We start from the raw sequence: 17,555 nt of genomic DNA, 5'->3' as shown, positions 1-17,555 counted from the left end.
ACACAAGTCAAGGGTGAGGGGAATCTCTATACTGAATATGACTGAACAGGGAGACCGTCAGCATTGGTTTTCGGAGCACGTTGTACTGTCGATCTTGGCGGTCGTGGGTGGGGTTCTCGGCCTCCTTTTCGTTTTCACACAGCTTCAGTATATCCTGCTCGCAATCGTCCTCGCATACGTCCTCGCACCCGCACAACGGACGCTCGAGCGTCACACGAGCTCAGCTACAGCCGCCCTCATCCTCATCTCGCTTTCGGTAGTTGTCCTCTTCATCCCGATCGCCTATATCCTCACAGTCGCAGTTCAGCAGGGTCTGGGGCTGCTAACCGCGCTCCAAGAAGGGGAACTCAGTCTCGACATCGTTCAGGCCCGACTCGAAACCATTGGCTACGTGATCGATTTCGACCTGTTGTACGCGACCTATCAAGAGCCGATCGCGAGCGGGTTGCAGCGTCTCGCAACCGGCGCGGTAACTGTCATCGGCGGTCTCCCTGGGGTGCTTATCGGACTCACCGTTACGGTCTTCGTACTCTTTGCGTTGTTGCGAGACGGTGAACAGTTCGTCACATGGTTGCAGTCGATCGTCCCGCTCTCTGATCGTGTGGAACGAGAACTTCTTAGGGAACTCGACGCCCTCATGTGGGCGTCAGTTATCGGGAACGTCGCCGTCGCGGCGGTCCAGGCGGTACTACTCGGCATCGGATTGGCGCTCGTTGGCATGCCCGGGGTTGTGTTCTTGACCGTGGCGACATTTGTTCTCACGTTGCTCCCACTCGTTGGGGCATTCGGTGTCTGGCTTCCGGTTTCGGGTTACCTGTTCGCGATCGGTCGCCCCACTACAGCGGTACTGTTTTTCGTCTACGGGTCGGTGGTCAGCGCCTCGGACCTCTATCTTCGACCGGCGATCATCAACCGGAGCGGGGCGATCAACGTCGCGACCATCGTCGTGGGTATCTTCGGGGGAATCGTTCTGTTCGGGGCCATCGGCCTGTTCGTCGGCCCTGTCATACTCGGCGGCTCGAAGGTCGTCCTTGACCTGTTTGCCCAGGAGCGAGCGGACTCGACCGTCGGTCGATAGGGTATCGTTTCCGCCATCGGTCCTCACGTGACCGTGGCCGCGGTACCATCTCACCCGCCGACGTCGATCGTTTGCCACACCGCGACGGCATCGGATTCGCTGATTCGAATGTGATGAGATTCGGTTCCGAGTGGTGCTACCTACCCATCTTGTCCCTTGTACAGACAGACGAGCAGGGGTCGAGCTCGTCCAGTCAGGACGAATCTCCACCGAGCGGGGTTTGCTCACGGTGTCGACTAAGAGTGTGGAGGGTTTCGTCGGATTGCACCGCTAATCGTGCGGGACAGTACTGTTTACGAGCATTCCGCCGCAGTGAGGACAGGTGTTCGTGTCGGTGGGGTCTTCGATGTCGTCTCCACAATCACGGCATACGTGGAGCGTCCCGTCGCCACCCGCCACAGCCAGTCGATCAACGTCGTTCGCAGCAGCGTCTTGCGCGAGCTGCACCGCGTGTTCTTCGCGTGTCGTTTCCTGGATCGTATAGTTCCGTTCATCTGCGGACTGACGAGCGTCGTCGACGTGGTCTGCCGTTCCGCTCGTCGGATTGAGGATAACCCACTGTTCGTTCCCGTCTGAGCGGGTCGAGGTGGGCCCGTTCTGGTCGTCAGGTGCTGGATTTCTGTTGTCAGCCATTGTCGTTCTCATCCTCTTTCCACGTCCCTGGAGCGCCTTCACGAAACTCTCCTTTTGCATGCCGTTCCCGGGGCCACAGTGCAATTATAATGGCGGCTATGTAATAGAGAGCGATGGCAGCTACGACGAGAGTTCCAGGGACGACGGCGATGGTGGCTGTCGCCAGTAGACTCTCGTTTGGCGCGAACGCCGTAATTCGGAACAGCCACGCGACGAGTAACACAGCCAGCAGCGGAAGGTAAATCCGTCGAAGACGGTTTGCTGTGGCTTCCCATGTTGATACTTTCAGCGTCGGTGTCCGATAATCTCGACTGAGTTTGCTCCGCCAATCCTCATGTTCAACCCCCACTGACGGATCAAGCGCGTCTGCAAGCAAGTTCTGTTGGAAGAGACGCACTCGTGAGCGATAGACATCATAGTCACGATACCGCCGTGCTTCAATAAACAGGAAGAAAGAGAGTACTAGAATACCGACGAGAATGATATAATGTGGATTATCGCCACTGGAAAACGCCCACGTGAGAATCGCAGCCACAACCGTTACCCCCCACGTAGTCGTCTGGTCGAGGCGTGACCGCCATGTCGTCTCTCGGTCCAATTCTCCGCGATAGGCATCACCCAATATCGAACTCATCTCCGTGCTGTGATCGGCGATCTCGCTGCCAAGTTTGGCTTCTTCTGCTCGTTCTGGGTCGCCTGGCGGTTCATCGGACATACAGAGAGGTACGGTACCAGCAGTGAAAGCACTTCCACGGTCTGGCTCTCTGTAGATATAGAATATTTCGACTTTGTTGAAACCCTCGCTACGTCTGGCGATTTTCTGAGAAGCCAGATTCTCACCAGATCCGCGGAATAACGCGTGAGGGGCTACTCTTCTGAATGTCAACTATAGTTGACTTCCACAGAGCCGAAAGAGACTATGACCTGGTCAACCGAGTGAATTACTCTCACACAGATGGAATCACTCGAATACTCAAAAAACAAGATGAGGGTGAATCTGTCACGGGTTAAAATACTCGGGAGACGTAGGTGAGGTATGATAGCACCACACGGAGTTCTAGATAGTGCCGTCTCAGCCCAGGGGGTGCCGTTGCAGTTCGGAGGTGGTTTCATTGAGCTTGCAGTCCTCTTCTTGATACTCGCGGTCGTCGCAGCAGTGCTCGGTGCTCGGGGGGTCGCTGGACTCAGTATGGATATCGCAAAGTGGCTCGTCATCATCTTCGTCATTCTCGCGATTGTCACGTTCATTCTGTAGGCTCAGAATGATACCTGTCGAGTCAGTCCGAGGTAGCGGTCGATGGTAGATGTCATGGGGCACCTCGCATTCGGATTGCTGTTCGCGCTCCCGGCGTGGTTCGTCTGGAACGACAGGGCCAGCGTCGTGTTCGTCGCCTTCGCGGCAGTCGCCGCACTCTTCCCCGACATCGATCTGTGGCTCGTGAAGTTGTTCCCCGGCCAGGTACATCACCACGGGGTGACGCACACGGTCCTGTTCGTGACAGTCGCGAGTCTGGTCGGTGCAGCAGTCCTCGCGGCGCTGTTCACCGGTCGGATCGACGAGTGGATCAAGAGCGAGCGATTCGACAGGTCCCGCCTGTTCGTGTTCTCCTTCCTGGGATTCCTGGCCGGGGGCCTCAGTCACGTGTTCGCCGATATGCTCTCAGCACCCGACATCTCGACGCCCATCGAACCGCTGTGGCCCTTCGTCGACGGGTCCTGGGGTATCGACCTCGTCTGGTACAACGCCAGCTGGATCAACGTCGGGTTTCTCACGGTGATGGTGATCGCACACGTTTCGATCGGGTATCTGACCACATCCCCCGACCACCGCCATCGGCTGCTCCCACTATGAGACCGCCACGAGACGAACAGACACGATACGGGCTCGACTCGTCGGGGAAGAGACGCCCTCGCCGGTCGCCCAGTCGCGCGAGCGGTCGAGCATCGGCGCGTGAGAACCGGCCGGGGACCCGTTCGTCCTCGATCCGCTACAGGGAACTCCCGTCCTCCCCGGGGAGCCAACGGACGGGAGCGGCTGGATCGTGACGGTACCGGACCGGGGTGGTACGTTCTGGTGGCTGTACGTGTCCGTCCTCGCGGGGGCGGCGCTGTTTATCGCGCACACGTTCGTCGGCATGCTCGTTCTGGGCGTGTCCGGGTACTACGCTACCCGGCCAATCTCCAACCGCTTCGAGACGGTCACCGAATCGAAGCGGATGGCAGCCGGGCTGACGGCGCTAACGGTGCTCGTTCCGGTGCTGGTACTCGCGCTCTACGCCGGAATACGGATCCTCCTGCAAGTCCAGCAGCAGTTCGACGACAGCATGTCCTCGAAGCTCGTCTCCTGGGTTCTCGGTCCAGACGTCGAAGAGACGAGTCCGGCGGCGCTGCTTAGAAATCCGGCGTCGTTCGATCGACTGACTGACCTGCTGTCCGGGGACACCCTCCAGCAGGGACTACAGGTTCTCGACGTGGTCTCCGGAACGATCTTCCTGCTATCCCTGGCCGTGACACTGTCGTACGCCCTGCTCGTATACGACGAGGCGCTCTCGAGCGCGTTCGCGAAGCTGGTCGGCGGTCAGGAAGAGACCGTGTTCGCGTATGCCCTCGCCGTGGACACCGACCTCGAGTCGATCTTCTTCGGGAACCTTCTATTCGTCCTCTTTATGTCCGTGGTAGCGACGACGGCGTACACGATCACGAACCTCGTTGCACCGGCCGAGATGCAGATCCCGATGGCGTTCACGCTGGGAGTGCTCACGGGACTCACCAGCCTCATCCCCATAGTCGTCAGCAAGGTAGTTTACATTCCGATCGTCGCGTACCTCGCCGTTCAAGCAGGAGGCCGGCAGTTCGTCTTCCTCGGCGCCCTCCTCCTCGTCTACTTCCTCGTGCTTGATATCCTCCCGCAGTCGGTCGTCCAGCCCTACATCTCCGGGCGAAAGCTGAACTCGATGCTCCTCCTCTTTGCCTACATCCTCGGCCCGATCCTGTTCGGGTGGTACGGCTTGTTCCTCCTGCCCATCGTGTTCGTCCTGATGCTGGAGGCGGTTCGGATCGTCCTCCCCGAACTCCTCCACGGCGACCCCATCGTGGCGGAGCCCTACCTCGCCGAGGGGACCGGTGCCGACGCGGAGGAGATGCAGCAAGACGATGCCGACACGGCTACGTCGGATACAGATGGACCGGGCACGACCCGGGGGTAACCCCGTATCCCAGGATCGCCGTCGTGATCGGGAATATCGAAGCCGGTCGGAGAGAACGAGCCTCCCGATCGGACCGGGTGTTCGATTCTCACGGAGGTCACGGGCGGCGCCACCCATAACCACCGCGAACACGAACCACAGGTATGGCATACCAGACTACGGTCGGCTGGTCGCTTCTGTCGTCGGGCATCGTAACCATCATTCTCTGGCTGATTCTCGGAGACTCGGTCTGGTGGGGACTCGGTCTCCTCATCCTTGGACTCGTCGTGTTGTACATCCGCCGTAACGATGTCGAGGAGGCTCTCTCCGAATTTTCCGGGTGATGGTTCTGCACCGTACAGCGATTCCCAGTAGCGATTCGCGACGGTCTGCCGAGAAGCCCTGCGGGATCTTCCCCCGCATCCGTCCCTCGTCTATGCCGTGGACCCCGGAGTTCTAGGGGCCGAACCGACGCCTGAAGAATCCCGCAAGCGGAACGAAGTACTTGGAGCCACCGACGGCCACGATCAGTCCGCCGACCGTGTTGAACACCATGTCTGTGACAATGTCGTCGACACCATAGACGATCAGCGGTGCCTCGATACCGAGTACCTGCGCTACCTGTCCGGACGAGAACTCGAGTAGTTCCCAGACGACGGAGACCGCGAGGACGAACACGACGATGAACACGGGCCGGAAGCTCGCCGGGACGTGAAGTTCCTTCGAGTGCTGTTCAAACCCGCGGAAGGTCGCGTATCCCAGCCCGGCGACGACAGTCGCTGAGACTGTGTGCGTCACGCTGTCGAACCAGGAGAACCACGAGTACGGGCCAAGCGACCCGACGCTGTGGAGACCGATGGCGATGGTAAGCCACAGGACCAGCGCGGGACTCATCGTGTAATCGTACTCCCGGCGGATCGCGGCCGGGATCAACGTAAGCGCCAGACCGAACGCCCCGTTGACTGCCATCCCCGGGCGTAGCGTGACTACCCCGGCGAGGAAGACACCCGCCAGCACGAACTGCAGCAGTCGGGTCAGCAGGCGTTCTCTCCGCTCCGAGAGGCCGATAGGCTCGGAGACTGTCATGATGCCTCCTCCGGGACGACTGGTCGGTGACGTGAACCGACGTGTTCGATACGGTCGAAGTACCACAGAAAGAGTTGACCCATCGCGAGGCTGACAATCATAACGGTGACGAGGTCCCACTGAAGTTCGGCCTGTGAGTGGATAAACGAGGTGCCGAACCACTGGTCCGAATAGTAGCCGGCGATCGTCCACCACGACTGGAAGGCGATAGTCGTCATAACGGCGAACAGCACTGCAAAGCGGCGACTCATTTCCACATCGGTGAACGAGTCGAGCTCGACGACAACCGCGAGCGCGACGGACGAGATGGCGACGTAGCCGGTGACCTCCGTGGCGACGTCGAACGTCCGCGCGGTCACTCCGACAGCGACGACCGACCCGAGTGGCCACGGGAGCATCACCCGCCAGTCCCGCCGTAGTACCGCCGGAACCACGAGGATTCCGGCAGCGACCAGTGCGAGCAAACCCCAGAGTAGCGGCGTCATAAGGAGGCTAACGGCGGCAATCAGGATCACGACACCGACGAAGACCCACCCAAGCGTTGCGTTCGTTGTCACGTTTCGTGCGAGCGAGTGTGTGATAGGCATTGGTAGGGGGCCTTTTTATGTCCGACTAGTTCAGCGAAAAGATTCCACCCGACGCGGTCAGCCGCGCGACGGTGGAGAGCCGGAACATATGGGCGGTCAACACGAGGTAGGGCGCGATGGAGATCGTGAACGCCACCGCCACGAACGGTTGTAGCAGCGGGATGCCGAACATCAACCCGCTTGGGAGGACCTGCCCGTTGATCGCGATGATCATCGAGGCGTTGAACAGGATGGCAGGGAGCGCGACGACCAGCAGGGTCTGGGACAGCTTCGATACCTCCGTGGTATAATACAGCGTTTTGAAGTACTCCTTCCCGATGGCGAACAGTTCGAACGCATCGATCAGGTCCTCGAAGCGCTCGGGTGAGGTATCGCGGGAGGAAATAATCGTCTGGGATCCCTCGATGAGTGAGCCGTAGTCGAACCCGAGTCCCTTCCAGAGGATGGCGAATTCGGCGCCGGACGTTTCATCGACTGCCCCGAGCTGTTCGGCGGCGTCCGAGATCAACCGCGAGTACTCGTCGATATCGTCGACGAGTTCCTTATCGGCACCCTCCAACTCGCCCGCGAGCGCGTCCGCGCGGGTGCTGATGATCCTGGACATGACCTTGAGAAACGACCCGGGGTTGGTCGGGTTCTCTCCGGGGGCGGTCAATTCACTGAGGTCCCGGCGGAATTTTATCGTGCCCTGGACGCGGTCCTCTTGCTCAGTGACGGAACTCATGTCGTGTGAGAGCACGATCGAGTTGATCGAGACGACGATGGAGACCAGGAGGATCATCCCGCTCAGGAAGGTGTTGAGGATCGTCTGGATGGTCGAGGTGTCCGTCAGCAGCGTCTGCATCTCGAAGGTCCACACCGTGGCGATACCCATGAAGGTCGCGAACACGAACGTAAGCAACGCTCCTGTCACTGCCAGCCGGTCCCCCTCGAGCAAGACCCATCGCTTCAGTGCGAATCCGCTGCTCCGACTCGGGACCGGAAACCAGTCTCGCCAACGGCTGAACCTCTTGGCGATACTCATGACACCGGCCTCTGAGCGCTACGGCTGGGAGGACCTACCCGTAATCGATAATTCATGCGATAAGGTACGGTCCACAGCCGCAAGACCTTGCGGGTATGTACCAAGGGTGGCTGCGTACGTGGTGGCGTCGCAGGTCACGCGCTGCACCTCCCGTTCACTCGGGGGTGTCGAAGGTCTACGGCCTGTCACGGAAGGGCGCGAGATGCCGGAGCGCCATCCGATTTTCGGTACCGCCGGCGAGCGCGCCCGACAGCACACCGAGCGTGCTGATGAAGGCCCCGACACGGACAAGGTCGACGAGCCCGACCGTGGGTTCCTCGAGGCTCGGCCAGTTTGTCATCAGGTTCGACGGAAAGACGGCGAACTCGATCAGGAGCATGATCGATCCGACGAGGATGAAGAGCCCCATCATCGCCACGACGAGGATGAAGAACACTGTCACGTTCACCAGTGCCATATGTTCGGTGAACACCTGGCTGCGCTCTCGTGGGAACGTGAGGCGCTGAACGTACAGGAGATGGACTGCGGCAGCGATGACACTCCCTATCGCGAAGAGTGCGGCCGTACGGTTGGTCAGGTTCAGCCCGACGTCCCATGCCTCGGCACTGAACACGAGGATCAGTGTCGGCGTCATAGCGGCCGTCGAGAGGCGCGGGAGTGAGAACGGGAGCAGGGGGGCGCGACTCTGCAGCAGCGTCGCGGCGACGATACCCGGATTCCGCACGAGGCTCACCACGTGAAACGCCAGCCGCTGAAGCCGCCCTCGCGAGACGTCCGCTTGGGGAATACGGGTCGCAATCCCTCTGAGGTGATCCGTGATGTCCGCATCGAACGGCGGGACGCTCCGTCGGGAGGGGCCAAACGAGAACAGAGCCATGACGCCGCCATCACCGTGGTCCGCACGAAATACGTGTCCCAGGAGGTGAACGAGGAGGGTCGCAGCGTTCCAGCGGACGGCCGGTGAATCGAGCGCCCTGACCGTCTCCCGGTCGTGGGTCCGCAGGAGTCGTCGTGTGGAGACGACAACGACGCGGGCGAGCGGGGAAGCGAGCCCCTCGACGGATCGCTCCTCCCGCGTGGTGAGGGGCATGTCGGTCACGACGACGACCAGGTCGTACGGGCGTTTCGTCATGTGAAGCGCGGCTTCATTGAGGAACTCGGACGGCCGTTGAGGAGCACGGTCGGTGATCGAGTCCGGATCGGCACAATGGATCCGCCAAGCTGCGTCCGTGGCTGCCGCCAGCTCTTCGATATCGTTCCGGGCCATCCGCTCGGCGAACGACCGGAGCGGCTCGACATCCCCACCAGGCGAGTGCGCAACGAGAATCCCCACGTCGATCGGTGCCCCGGCCTCATCGTCACTCCGATCGTCCACAGTCGGCTGGTCGGGCTGATCCGCCTCATTGAACTGAGGTACCGCACCGCCTGAGGAGTTACGGTCGACGTCGGAAGCCTCGTGATTCATCGCCTGGATATCATCCATCACCCGGCGGTTTCAGAGATATGCATCGTCCCACTCGTCGGCCAGGTGTGAGTTGCCACAGTTCCCGCACTCGAGCCTGCCTTGTCCGTCGGCGGAGACGTCAGTACTGCCGCACTGTGAACAGAAGTACCCGTGCGCGTCCTCCCCACGGGACACTGTGAAGAATGGGGCGTCCCTGCCGGGAACGCTCTCATCGCGATTGACGGACCGGGCAACTCCACCGACGGTGACGGATTCGGGAATCGGGACGGCGGGTTCGTTCGGCATCTCTGTCTTTTGCCCCTCGGTTAACATGGTGACATCGAACTCCTCCCCGCCCAGCATTATCTGGTCGTGATCACTCTCTTTGAGGCCGAACCCCTTGAGGAAGTCGCCGCCCTCGACGGCTTCGTCGAGGACACACGCTGCAATCGGCTTCTCGACGAACTCTTCGCGGACGCGATTGAGCAGCGCCGTGGCGATGCCCTTGCCCCGCGCCACCGGATCCACGTGGAGCCACCGGATGGTCGCTCGTGTTCCGACTTCGACGGTGATGAACCCGTAAACAGTCTCCGTGCCGTCGATCGTCTCGTCGACGACGAGCACGGTTGTGTCCGTATCTTCGAGGAGGTCGTTCAGTGACGTGTCGTCGAACTCCCCTTCGAGTATCGTCTCGATCTGCTGTGGGCTGAGCGAGTACGACGACTGCAGCGAGTCGCGCGCGATCGCTCTGATCCGTTCCCGGTCGTCCGACTCCGCAGGGCGAACATCCATGTGGTGAGTTATCGTCGAACAGACATAAGTCGTCGGTTGGTCCTCATCTCTGCGCGGAACAACCCACTCAAACACGTGACCAGCAGGAATCGGACCAGCCTATCGTTCTCTCTGGGTGCAGCTGTGACACCGGGGTTTAGAACGATTCCGACTCAGTCAAGTCGTCATCGTCGGTGGCATTCCCGCCGCGGTCGCTGTACTTTTCTCGGCCGACCGCCTCGTCACCGACCATGTTGAACACGGCCTGCCGGACGCTCTCCACGTCCTCGTACTCTAGTTCTTGCTCCGGGGAGAGCACTTCACGTAGTGGGACTTGGGTATCGAAGAGACCGAGCTCACGGTCACCATACCGACTGAGGAGCGTCTCGTGAGACAGCGGGTAGGACTCGTCCTCGAGGTCTCCGATTAGTGTGCCAAATTCGATGCCCTGCTCTCGGGTGTCGTCGGAGTCGTTTGTCATAGTAGTCCTTCGACAGGAAAGAGCGTATAGCTTTTGTAGCGTATACAAGGAAATGTGATTCATTCGGGGGCTACCACCAGTTACCGGGAGCCGCCCAACCTTGCTGCGAACGGACACACAGTACCGAATCGAGATGTGGCACCTCCCCGCGGTCGAACGACCCTCACGCTTGGTACAGATTAGAGTCTACACAGATGTTCCCCCAAACTGGATACCCGTGCAAACCCACTATCATGGAATGGACGACCAGAATCATAGCCATAGTGCGTCGATCAAACCGGGAGAAGTAGTGTACGATAGCAACAGACGACCGGTGGGACGCGTGAGCGGACTCACCGACGATGGGTTCGAAGCGGAGGCGATGGAACCCCACGAGAGTGAAGTCGAGGAGCTGCCGGGGCAGGAGTTCGGAGAAGGGTACCTGATGTGGCGGTGTACCGAATGTGGAGAGATGGGCGAACTGGATGAGGGGCTGCCAGAAGTGTGCCCGAACTGTAGTGCTCCACGAGAAGCGATCTCCCCCGTCCAAGAGGACTGAGCGTGAACCGCCCACCGGCTTGGCCGGCCTCTCGACGCGCTCCGGTGGACCGTCGAGAGCGGCGGGACCAACACCGGGCGAGGGTTGCGGGCTGCGACGCGTCGCAGCGAGTCCAGACCGCCCGAGAGCGCCACCCTACCGGGGACGGGAGACGGGCGACCTGCGTAGTACGCGTTTGAATCGGTAGTCGGTTAGCTGAGCATGAGCGGTCCCATCGAGAGCGTCTGTTTGGCGAGCGTCGCGAGCCGCAGGATGTACGATGTGAACAGGAGAAATGGCAGCGCTGAGATGGCAAACGCGGCGCTAACAACCCAGAGAACGCTCTCGATGCCGAGGAACGTGCCGGAGAACGTCGTCGCATCGACGAAGACGACCATCCCCCCAGCGACGGTGAGTGCAATCACTGCGGCATACAGGATGGCTCGTGAGAGTTTCACCAGCGCCCACTGGATATAGAGGTCCTTAATGTACTCGCGGACTACCCCGTACATCGAGAGTACCTCGAGCAAATTTCTGAACGCGCTTCGTTCCTCGTCAGTGAGGGAGCCTTCGTACTCCATCCCGAGCCGTCGAACGTCGTGCATTTTCCGATCGTAGTTATAATCGAGCGCGGGCGATAAGACGTCGAAGGTGCCGAAATCTGTGTCTTCGAGGTGGGTACGTGCGTGGTCAGCGTTCTCCAACAGGTCGATGACGTACTCGTTTACCTTCTTGTAGAGCGCTCGGTTTTCAGTCTCAGAGAGTGTATCTCGCAGTGTCTTTGCTCGCTGTTCGCTCGTTTCGATAAGCGCATCGAGGTAGGCCGCAGGGTCGGCGGGCGTCGTCATCCCAAGGAGGCTGTCGGTGTTCTGGCGGAAGTCCATCGTCGTATCCATCCGACTGCGCTGACTCCCGAGCGAACCGATTTCCTGGGAGAGGACGAGCTGATTGATCGTGACGACGAGCGTCGTTCCTGTGATGATCGCACCGACGAGCCCGGCGAACACCGTCTCTATCATGCCGCTCGACTGCATGGTCGAATGCAATGACACCGGCTTCAGCACGCCCCAGATCATGAACACGAGGAAGATTAGGAACGCGAGCGCGCCAGCGACGACCCACCGGTTAGCCCCGAGCAGCAACCAGAACCAGTATTTGTTGACGTCCGTCCGTTCACGTAGCGTGCTGCTCGTTGAGAAGTCATTCATGAGAGACCGGGCGTTTGAACAGCAGTAGTTTCGTGCCGCCACCGTCGTAGCTGATCGTCTCTGCGAGTTCCCAGCCCTCTGTACCGAGGCGGTTGAGTTCGTCTGTTGGATCGACCGTCTCTCGCTTGGTTAATCCCTTTGGCGGATCGAGTGCCTTGTATTCCCATTGCTGATGCATTTCGGTATCCATGAGTCCATATCGGCTCTCACGGTGATGACTCTGCTGACAGGCTGTTTCCCGTCGTGTACTGATCGAGAACAGAGCGGTGTGCTCGTACATCGCCGTCTATCACAATCATGAGTCTCAGGTAGCTCCGAGTACGAACCTCGACTGCTCCGGAAATCCATCTTCAGTAGCTCACGAAGCGTCCACATTCAGCCGTGTCTGAGGTTTGAGTTCTGCGTCAGATCAGCTGCACCATTACGGGTGACGGGTAATATATTTTTAGTTATATTTTAAGAGTGTATCAAATGCGTGAAAATTATTAAAAATGATAAGAAGGACGATGTCATCACGCTCACATGGTGGGGATTGTTGGTGAGTTCTCGATGGGATACGTTACATGCGTACTGTTGTAACAGAGTTTCTCGCCTTAGAGATTTTCTCAATGCGTTGCTTGAACCACGAGTCGCATTGATTCTCGGCCAGATTTCTGGAAGAGACACTGTCGCAGCTGAAATGCACGGATATATCCTGTCAACGTATCCTTCGAGATGCCTCGATGTAGCGTCAACCATCGCCGTAGCAGCGGTCCCTAGGCCTCACAGGGGTTCACGTGGACGTCACCACGAGCAGACTCACGGTTTCCATGATTCACGTTTTCGTGGACGAACTGCCAATCGTCGTTAAGTACTTCGTACGTCCGAAACCCGTCAGTATCGTGCCGGTCTTGTCATCGAACGTTTGGTGACCGTGCTTACAAGAACACCGCTGCAACGCACCGTAGTGACCGAATAGGATGGCGGCAGTAGCTGAGCAGTGTGGGCGTACGAGACCGTCAGCCCATCGAACTTGCTAAAGGAGCGTCGCTACTGCCTCTTCGTCAGAGAATGTCTTGACAGGAACCATTCACCTGGCAGAGTACGTGTCTGAGAGTATAGTAGCGTTTGCACGTCAGTGTACACTCGATCGCACGACTGCGTGCGATTGGATATGTGCCAAGTTGCAAACGCTACTATACTTACTCTTCTCATTTTTTCTACTCGTCACGAACTCAAGGCTACCACAATCTCCGTCATCTGAGCGACAGAATTGAAATCCCAGACGACCGCCACGCGGCGCTGTAACGCCTTATCGTTGTGATCCGCGGAGGAGCAGCGGTTCGATGGCGAGTGTCCGTTTCGCGATGGTGAGGATGCGAAGGACGTACGAGACGAACAGCATGAAGGGAACGAGCGTCACCGCAAACGCACCGGCCACGACGAGGATGATGTGATCGAGACCGAGTGTACTTCCCGGGAACGTCCCCGCATCGACGATTGCGACCATGATACCCGCAATGGCCAATGCCGGGACTGCAGCATAGAGAATCATCTGAGACAAGTCGATGAGTGCCCACTGGAAGTACAGCGTCTTGATGTGTTCGCGCGCCGGACCAAACAGAGATAGCGCTGTTTTGAGGTCGTCAAGCAAGCCGCGTTCTTCCTCAGTGAGGCTCTCTTCGTATTCGTTCGCGAGACGTTCAACTTGGAAGATTTTCCAGCTATAATTGAAATTCAGTGCGGCGAATAACACATCGAACGAGCCGAATTGCGCACCCTCAAGTTGGTCACGTACCGTGTCGGCGTTCCCAGTGACGCTTTCAGCGAATTCATCGACCTCTTCTCGGAGGTTCTCGTCATCATTCTTGCCAATTGACTCTCGAAGGGCCGTAGTCCGTTGTGCCGTGATTCCGATGATCTGCCGGAGGAATTCGGATGGATCGACAGGACTCGGAGCCCCAATTAATTCTTCAGTAAAGTCCCGGAAATCCATTGAACTGGCCATCCGCTCGCGTTGATCGCCGAGCGGGCCGTTCTCTTGGGTGAGGACGAGCTGACCGATCGTGACGACGAGTGTCGTCCCAGTCACAATGACCGTGATCATCGTCGAGAACATCGTGTCGATCATGTCGCCGGACTCGAGTTGCCGTGAAAACGGTGGATTGAGGACAGTAACGGCGATCACGAATATGACGAACACAGCACTGGTCAGGACACTGGAGACGAGAAGGCGGTTCGCGCGAAGCAGCACCCAGAGTTTTATCCGACTCTCTCCCGCGCGCTCACGCATCGTGTTGGCCGTACTGATGCCGGTTTCGTCAGTCATACTGGCTCACTCGATCGGGCAGGTCGCTTGAAAACGAGGTACTTGGTGCCGCCTCCCTCGTAGTCGATTGTCTCCACAAACTCCCAGCCCTCTGCACCGAGTTGATTCAAGTCCGCTTTCGGATCTTCTGCTTCTTTTTGGGTCTCATCGCGCGGCGGGCGAAGCGTCTCGTACTCCCAGCGGGTCGTTTCTGATTCGGACATCACTACTAGTAGGTACTGCAGCCCTCTATAGCCCGCTCCACCACCGAGGTGGAGTGATCGAGCATATGGACTACTTGGACGCCCAGCAGTACAACGCTCAAGCATTCGGACACTGAAGAGGACAATTAATGACTGGCATTCCCTCACGTCGCCGGGTCGTTGCGACGATACCCCTGCTTGGGCTGGTTGTTGGGAACGGCTGTCTGACGCTCGACCCCACCATCATGATAGAGACGACCGAGTCGACAGTGTTCGAGCGACTCTCGGTAACCGAGCCCTGGGCCAGCAGAAGTGTCACGACGACGGTGACGTCGACGCCGGCATCAACTACGACGAATGGCGTCACGAAACTCGTCGTGGTCGCCGAAAGCGGGAGTACGTTCGACTCGACGACGGTAGTTAGTGGGCAGACGAGTGTAACGATGTATCTCCCCACAAATCAGAACGTAACGCTCATCCCAGTGAATGCGGTCAACGGGACAGTCGTGGAAAAACGTACGGTCGCTACCGGTGGGAACAACTCATCTAGACTCGAAAGTTGGGAGTGCACTCTATCGATTTGACGGCGGCTGGCTCAGCCAGTGGGCCACTGTTACCGACCCACAGGATTACCCGAGCGCAGCCCGTAATTTAGGTGATGGCCAATAGAACCCTGACAAAACGGCTGAAACAGAATCGATGGACGATAGTGAATATCGCATCTATACTCGTGCAGGCTGGCTTCGCACTCCGGCGAGGGAACAAGAAGCGCGCTGCACTCCTCCTCGGAACAGCAATAATCGCTTCTCGTTATAGTGGGCTCTCGTACGTTTTACAGGGGGTACTCACGGCAAACGACATTCGCAAGAAGTTCACCGGTAGTCGGTAGCGTCGATTGTCTTTCCCCGTTTTTCCTTGGGGAAGGCCTCGAAGCTGTCTTCGGGACGCGTTTCGATGAACGTGAATTGTTCGTCAGCGTCAATCTCGTCCGCGAGTCGTCCCGCAGTGATGTTCTTGACCATCGTATCTTTACCTGTGTCGTGTCGGCCGTTGGGTCGACGGTCCCCTCGACGTTCGAGGAGAAGTTGCGGACTCGACTGTCCTCCTGGTCGTAGGGGTACGGTGTGAAGTTGTCCTCGAGGAACTTCTCCATGTGGTTCGTGAGTTGCTGGCCGTAGGCGACACCGCGGGCAACGGGCGTCGTCATCGGGTCGAACGTGTCCTGCGGTGGGGGGAAACGACTCACATCCGATTTCCGGTCGCCCAACATCACCGCCAATTTGCCGATTCGTCTCTCGGATAATAACAACCCAATCCACGGTAAAACGCGACGACGGAAATTCCACAGGCCATGCACACAGGAAGCGTGGAAGGCCACACGTAGTTTCCCACAAACGGACGAGTGGGGCCGGGACAATTTTTTGCAGAGACGAGTTTTTGAGTACTCGGCTGACATCGGCCATCAGGGGAGGCGGTTCGTCTACATTCACTCGTATCATAAAAAGTGACTATCGACGCAGAGATGCGCAGTTTTCGAGTGTCACTCACATAATCAAAACCTTCTCACGTGTGAAAATAGTCATAATTGATGCACCTCTGTAGAAAGGGACGTAGTATGACGACCAACAGTCTCGACGCGTGTCTCCAGCTCGTTGCCGACCAGCACCGACGACGAATCATCCACCACTTGCGCCACGAGGCTGACGAGACCACGACGGTTGACGAGATCGTCGACCAGTTCCACAGTAGTGGTTCTGACTCCAAGAACGACCCACTGCAGGACCGGAAAAATCTCTTCATTCAACTACACCACGTCCACCTGCCGAAGTTAGCAGAGTACGGCGTCGTCGAGTTCGAACACAGAAGCGGAGCCGTCCGGTACCACCCCAACGAACAGGTCGAGACAGTGCTCGACTCGCTCTCTGGGGCAGTGTCGCTGCCGAATCCCTGATGCTAACGTCACTCAACTGGAGACGACAGGTCTTCCAGAGCGGTGATTCGATGCTGCCAGATTCGCCCTGGTGTCACTTCGATTCGTGTCGATAGTCGGCCGGTTGGGCGATGACCACCCCATTGGCCTGAACAGTTACACTATGGCCAGCGAACTCGAACGAAACGGTAGTGAGTCCGTCAGTCGAGTGGAAGTCACTGGAGCCAAGGAGCGCATCGAGGGCGTCTGGGTCGACCGTATTGTATAACGGTTCGAGCGCCGTGGGCTCGCAATTTGCCGCGACTGCGACGGTCTCGATAACCGCTGTACTCGGGGGCAGTGACGACCAGTCGTACTCGGCTCGAATGACACCGTCCGCATCAGTACCCGGGTCGTTATCTTCTGTGTTATCAAAGGTAGTCATGAGTAATACCGCCAGTACGTCGGTGCAGGGCTCCGACCATGCAGATTCAGATTTGGATTCATTCTGTGGATGGTTGAGTTGCCGTTAGTGGATTCAGTCAATTTGAATCCTCCGCGTCGAGTCGCCAGGTGAAGATCGCCTTCATAACCACGACCAGACTGTTCGTGTCACCCTCGCCCCAGATGGCGGTCTCCGACCGCGGGTCAGACGGACTCGCGTCCTCACCGTTGACGAGCGCACTCACGAGAGTTTTTCGCCCGTCGACCATCATGAGTCGTCCCGCCGACGTGTCCGACCAGACCCACAGCGATTCGAACATCGTCGCGCCGGGGATTTCCTCTTGAATGTATTCTTGGACCTCCGTCGACACCCCAGCGAGCTTGATCGAAACACCCCGCTCTGCAGCCTCACCCAACCCGTCGATTAAGTCGTCCGTGAGGAGGTCCTCGACGGTCATGTAGACGATTTCCTCTTCCGCGCTCGCGATGTACTCCAGAACTCGGTCCGTGACCGCCGTCTGCCCGTCTACCGTCCAGACGCCGCGTTGCTCGGCCCGTCGTTCGATGGGTTCGAGTTCACTGAGCGCCGTCTGGAGGAGTTCCGCGCGGTGTTCTAGCTCGTGTACGAATGTCCCACTCGCGGTTTCGGCGGAGATTGCCCAGAACTGCTTGGGCGACGATTGGAGGATATCGACGAG

23 protein-coding genes are annotated in these 17,555 nt (G+C 58.5%); 8 read left to right on the top strand and 15 right to left on the bottom strand.

Annotation, left to right across the window (positions count from 1 at the left end; genetic code table 11):
- Positions 1–37 precede the first annotated feature (37 nt).
- On the top strand, positions 38–1,078 hold the full coding sequence (locus ACK509_RS14625) for an AI-2E family transporter (RefSeq protein ID WP_410767293.1): 1,041 nt from the start codon (positions 38–40) through the stop codon (positions 1,076–1,078).
- Between the two features lie 270 nt (positions 1,079–1,348).
- On the opposite strand, the gene ACK509_RS14620 is transcribed toward ACK509_RS14625, so the two are convergent.
- Entirely contained in the window at positions 1,349–1,711 is a 363-nt protein-coding gene (locus ACK509_RS14620; RefSeq protein WP_410767292.1) for a diacylglycerol kinase family protein, read from the bottom strand.
- The gene (locus tag ACK509_RS14615) at positions 1,704–2,426 is read right to left on the bottom strand and encodes a DUF2270 domain-containing protein (RefSeq protein WP_410767291.1); all 723 of its coding nucleotides are present in this window, start codon (positions 2,424–2,426) and stop codon (positions 1,704–1,706) included. The genes ACK509_RS14620 and ACK509_RS14615 overlap by 8 nt, the downstream gene beginning before the upstream one ends.
- Positions 2,427–2,747: 321 nt before the next feature.
- Here ACK509_RS14615 and ACK509_RS14610 point away from each other — a divergent pair, with 321 nt between their 5' ends.
- From ACK509_RS14610 to ACK509_RS14595, 4 genes are all read left to right on the top strand, one after another.
- A complete protein-coding gene (locus ACK509_RS14610) occupies positions 2,748–2,966 on the top strand; it encodes a DUF1328 domain-containing protein (RefSeq protein WP_410767290.1) in 219 nt (72 codons plus the stop codon).
- Between the two features lie 42 nt (positions 2,967–3,008).
- Positions 3,009–3,563 (top strand): metal-dependent hydrolase, encoded by a 555-nt coding sequence (locus tag ACK509_RS14605; RefSeq protein ID WP_410767289.1) that lies wholly within the window; start codon positions 3,009–3,011, stop codon positions 3,561–3,563.
- 232 nt (positions 3,564–3,795) lie between these two features.
- Entirely contained in the window at positions 3,796–4,917 is a 1,122-nt protein-coding gene (locus ACK509_RS14600) for an AI-2E family transporter (protein ID WP_410767288.1), read from the top strand.
- A 143-nt stretch (positions 4,918–5,060) separates the two neighbouring features.
- Complete coding sequence (locus ACK509_RS14595; protein ID WP_410767529.1) at positions 5,061–5,240, top strand: hypothetical protein; 180 nt, start codon at positions 5,061–5,063, stop codon at positions 5,238–5,240.
- 112 nt (positions 5,241–5,352) lie between these two features.
- Here the strand turns inward: ACK509_RS14595 and ACK509_RS14590 are convergent, their stop codons facing one another.
- From ACK509_RS14590 to ACK509_RS14565, 6 genes are all read right to left on the bottom strand, one after another.
- On the bottom strand, positions 5,353–5,982 hold the full coding sequence (locus tag ACK509_RS14590) for a hypothetical protein (protein WP_410767287.1): 630 nt from the start codon (positions 5,980–5,982) through the stop codon (positions 5,353–5,355).
- Complete coding sequence (locus ACK509_RS14585) at positions 5,979–6,569, bottom strand: hypothetical protein (protein ID WP_410767286.1); 591 nt, start codon at positions 6,567–6,569, stop codon at positions 5,979–5,981. Before ACK509_RS14585 ends, ACK509_RS14590 begins: the two co-directional genes overlap by 4 nt.
- A 25-nt stretch (positions 6,570–6,594) precedes the next feature.
- Positions 6,595–7,593 (bottom strand): hypothetical protein, encoded by a 999-nt coding sequence (locus tag ACK509_RS14580; protein WP_410767285.1) that lies wholly within the window; start codon positions 7,591–7,593, stop codon positions 6,595–6,597.
- A gap of 175 nt (positions 7,594–7,768) precedes the next feature.
- Positions 7,769–9,076, bottom strand: a complete 1,308-nt coding sequence (locus tag ACK509_RS14575) for a hypothetical protein (RefSeq protein WP_410767284.1) — start codon at positions 9,074–9,076, stop codon at positions 7,769–7,771.
- A 12-nt stretch (positions 9,077–9,088) separates the two neighbouring features.
- Positions 9,089–9,829: a GNAT family N-acetyltransferase gene (locus ACK509_RS14570; protein ID WP_410767283.1), complete on the bottom strand. Its 741-nt coding sequence runs from the start codon at positions 9,827–9,829 to the stop codon at positions 9,089–9,091.
- Positions 9,830–9,965: 136 nt separating this feature from the next.
- Positions 9,966–10,289 (bottom strand): hypothetical protein, encoded by a 324-nt coding sequence (locus ACK509_RS14565; protein WP_410767282.1) that lies wholly within the window; start codon positions 10,287–10,289, stop codon positions 9,966–9,968.
- Between the two features lie 289 nt (positions 10,290–10,578).
- Here ACK509_RS14565 and ACK509_RS14560 point away from each other — a divergent pair, with 289 nt between their 5' ends.
- Positions 10,579–10,827: a rubredoxin-like domain-containing protein gene (locus ACK509_RS14560; RefSeq protein ID WP_410767281.1), complete on the top strand. Its 249-nt coding sequence runs from the start codon at positions 10,579–10,581 to the stop codon at positions 10,825–10,827.
- A gap of 191 nt (positions 10,828–11,018) precedes the next feature.
- Here ACK509_RS14560 and ACK509_RS14555 read toward each other — a convergent pair whose 3' ends face one another.
- The 4 genes from ACK509_RS14555 to ACK509_RS14540 all read right to left on the bottom strand — a co-directional run bounded on the left by ACK509_RS14555 (position 11,019) and on the right by ACK509_RS14540 (position 14,525).
- Positions 11,019–12,014, bottom strand: a complete 996-nt coding sequence (locus ACK509_RS14555; protein WP_410767280.1) for a hypothetical protein — start codon at positions 12,012–12,014, stop codon at positions 11,019–11,021.
- Positions 12,007–12,204 carry a hypothetical protein gene (locus ACK509_RS14550; RefSeq protein WP_410767279.1) on the bottom strand — a complete coding sequence of 66 codons (198 nt, stop codon included), beginning with the start codon at positions 12,202–12,204 and terminating at the stop codon, positions 12,007–12,009. Before ACK509_RS14550 ends, ACK509_RS14555 begins: the two co-directional genes overlap by 8 nt.
- A 1,101-nt stretch (positions 12,205–13,305) precedes the next feature.
- On the bottom strand, positions 13,306–14,322 hold the full coding sequence (locus tag ACK509_RS14545) for a hypothetical protein (RefSeq protein ID WP_410767278.1): 1,017 nt from the start codon (positions 14,320–14,322) through the stop codon (positions 13,306–13,308).
- Positions 14,319–14,525: a DUF4177 domain-containing protein gene (locus ACK509_RS14540; protein ID WP_255196182.1), complete on the bottom strand. Its 207-nt coding sequence runs from the start codon at positions 14,523–14,525 to the stop codon at positions 14,319–14,321. The genes ACK509_RS14545 and ACK509_RS14540 overlap by 4 nt, the downstream gene beginning before the upstream one ends.
- A 128-nt stretch (positions 14,526–14,653) precedes the next feature.
- Here ACK509_RS14540 and ACK509_RS14535 point away from each other — a divergent pair, with 128 nt between their 5' ends.
- Complete coding sequence (locus tag ACK509_RS14535) at positions 14,654–15,088, top strand: hypothetical protein (protein ID WP_410767277.1); 435 nt, start codon at positions 14,654–14,656, stop codon at positions 15,086–15,088.
- 248 nt (positions 15,089–15,336) lie between these two features.
- Here ACK509_RS14535 and ACK509_RS14530 read toward each other — a convergent pair whose 3' ends face one another.
- A complete protein-coding gene (locus ACK509_RS14530; protein WP_410767528.1) occupies positions 15,337–15,711 on the bottom strand; it encodes a hypothetical protein in 375 nt (124 codons plus the stop codon).
- Positions 15,712–16,119: 408 nt separating this feature from the next.
- On the opposite strand from ACK509_RS14530, the gene ACK509_RS14525 reads away from it, so the two are divergent.
- On the top strand, positions 16,120–16,455 hold the full coding sequence (locus tag ACK509_RS14525; protein ID WP_410767276.1) for an ArsR family transcriptional regulator: 336 nt from the start codon (positions 16,120–16,122) through the stop codon (positions 16,453–16,455).
- A 73-nt stretch (positions 16,456–16,528) separates the two neighbouring features.
- Here ACK509_RS14525 and ACK509_RS14520 read toward each other — a convergent pair whose 3' ends face one another.
- Both ACK509_RS14520 and ACK509_RS14515 read right to left on the bottom strand, forming a co-directional pair.
- Complete coding sequence (locus ACK509_RS14520; RefSeq protein WP_410767275.1) at positions 16,529–16,858, bottom strand: HalOD1 output domain-containing protein; 330 nt, start codon at positions 16,856–16,858, stop codon at positions 16,529–16,531.
- A gap of 97 nt (positions 16,859–16,955) precedes the next feature.
- The coding region (locus ACK509_RS14515) for a TrmB family transcriptional regulator (RefSeq protein ID WP_410767274.1) at positions 16,956–17,555 on the bottom strand (600 nt) is incomplete at its 5' end.

The organism is Haloferax sp. DFSO60, assembly GCF_046557615.1.
Classification (GTDB): Archaea; Halobacteriota; Halobacteria; order Halobacteriales; family Haloferacaceae; genus Haloferax.
Note: the sequence above shows the minus strand (reverse complement) of the source record. Positions and strands in the feature narration are given on the sequence as shown.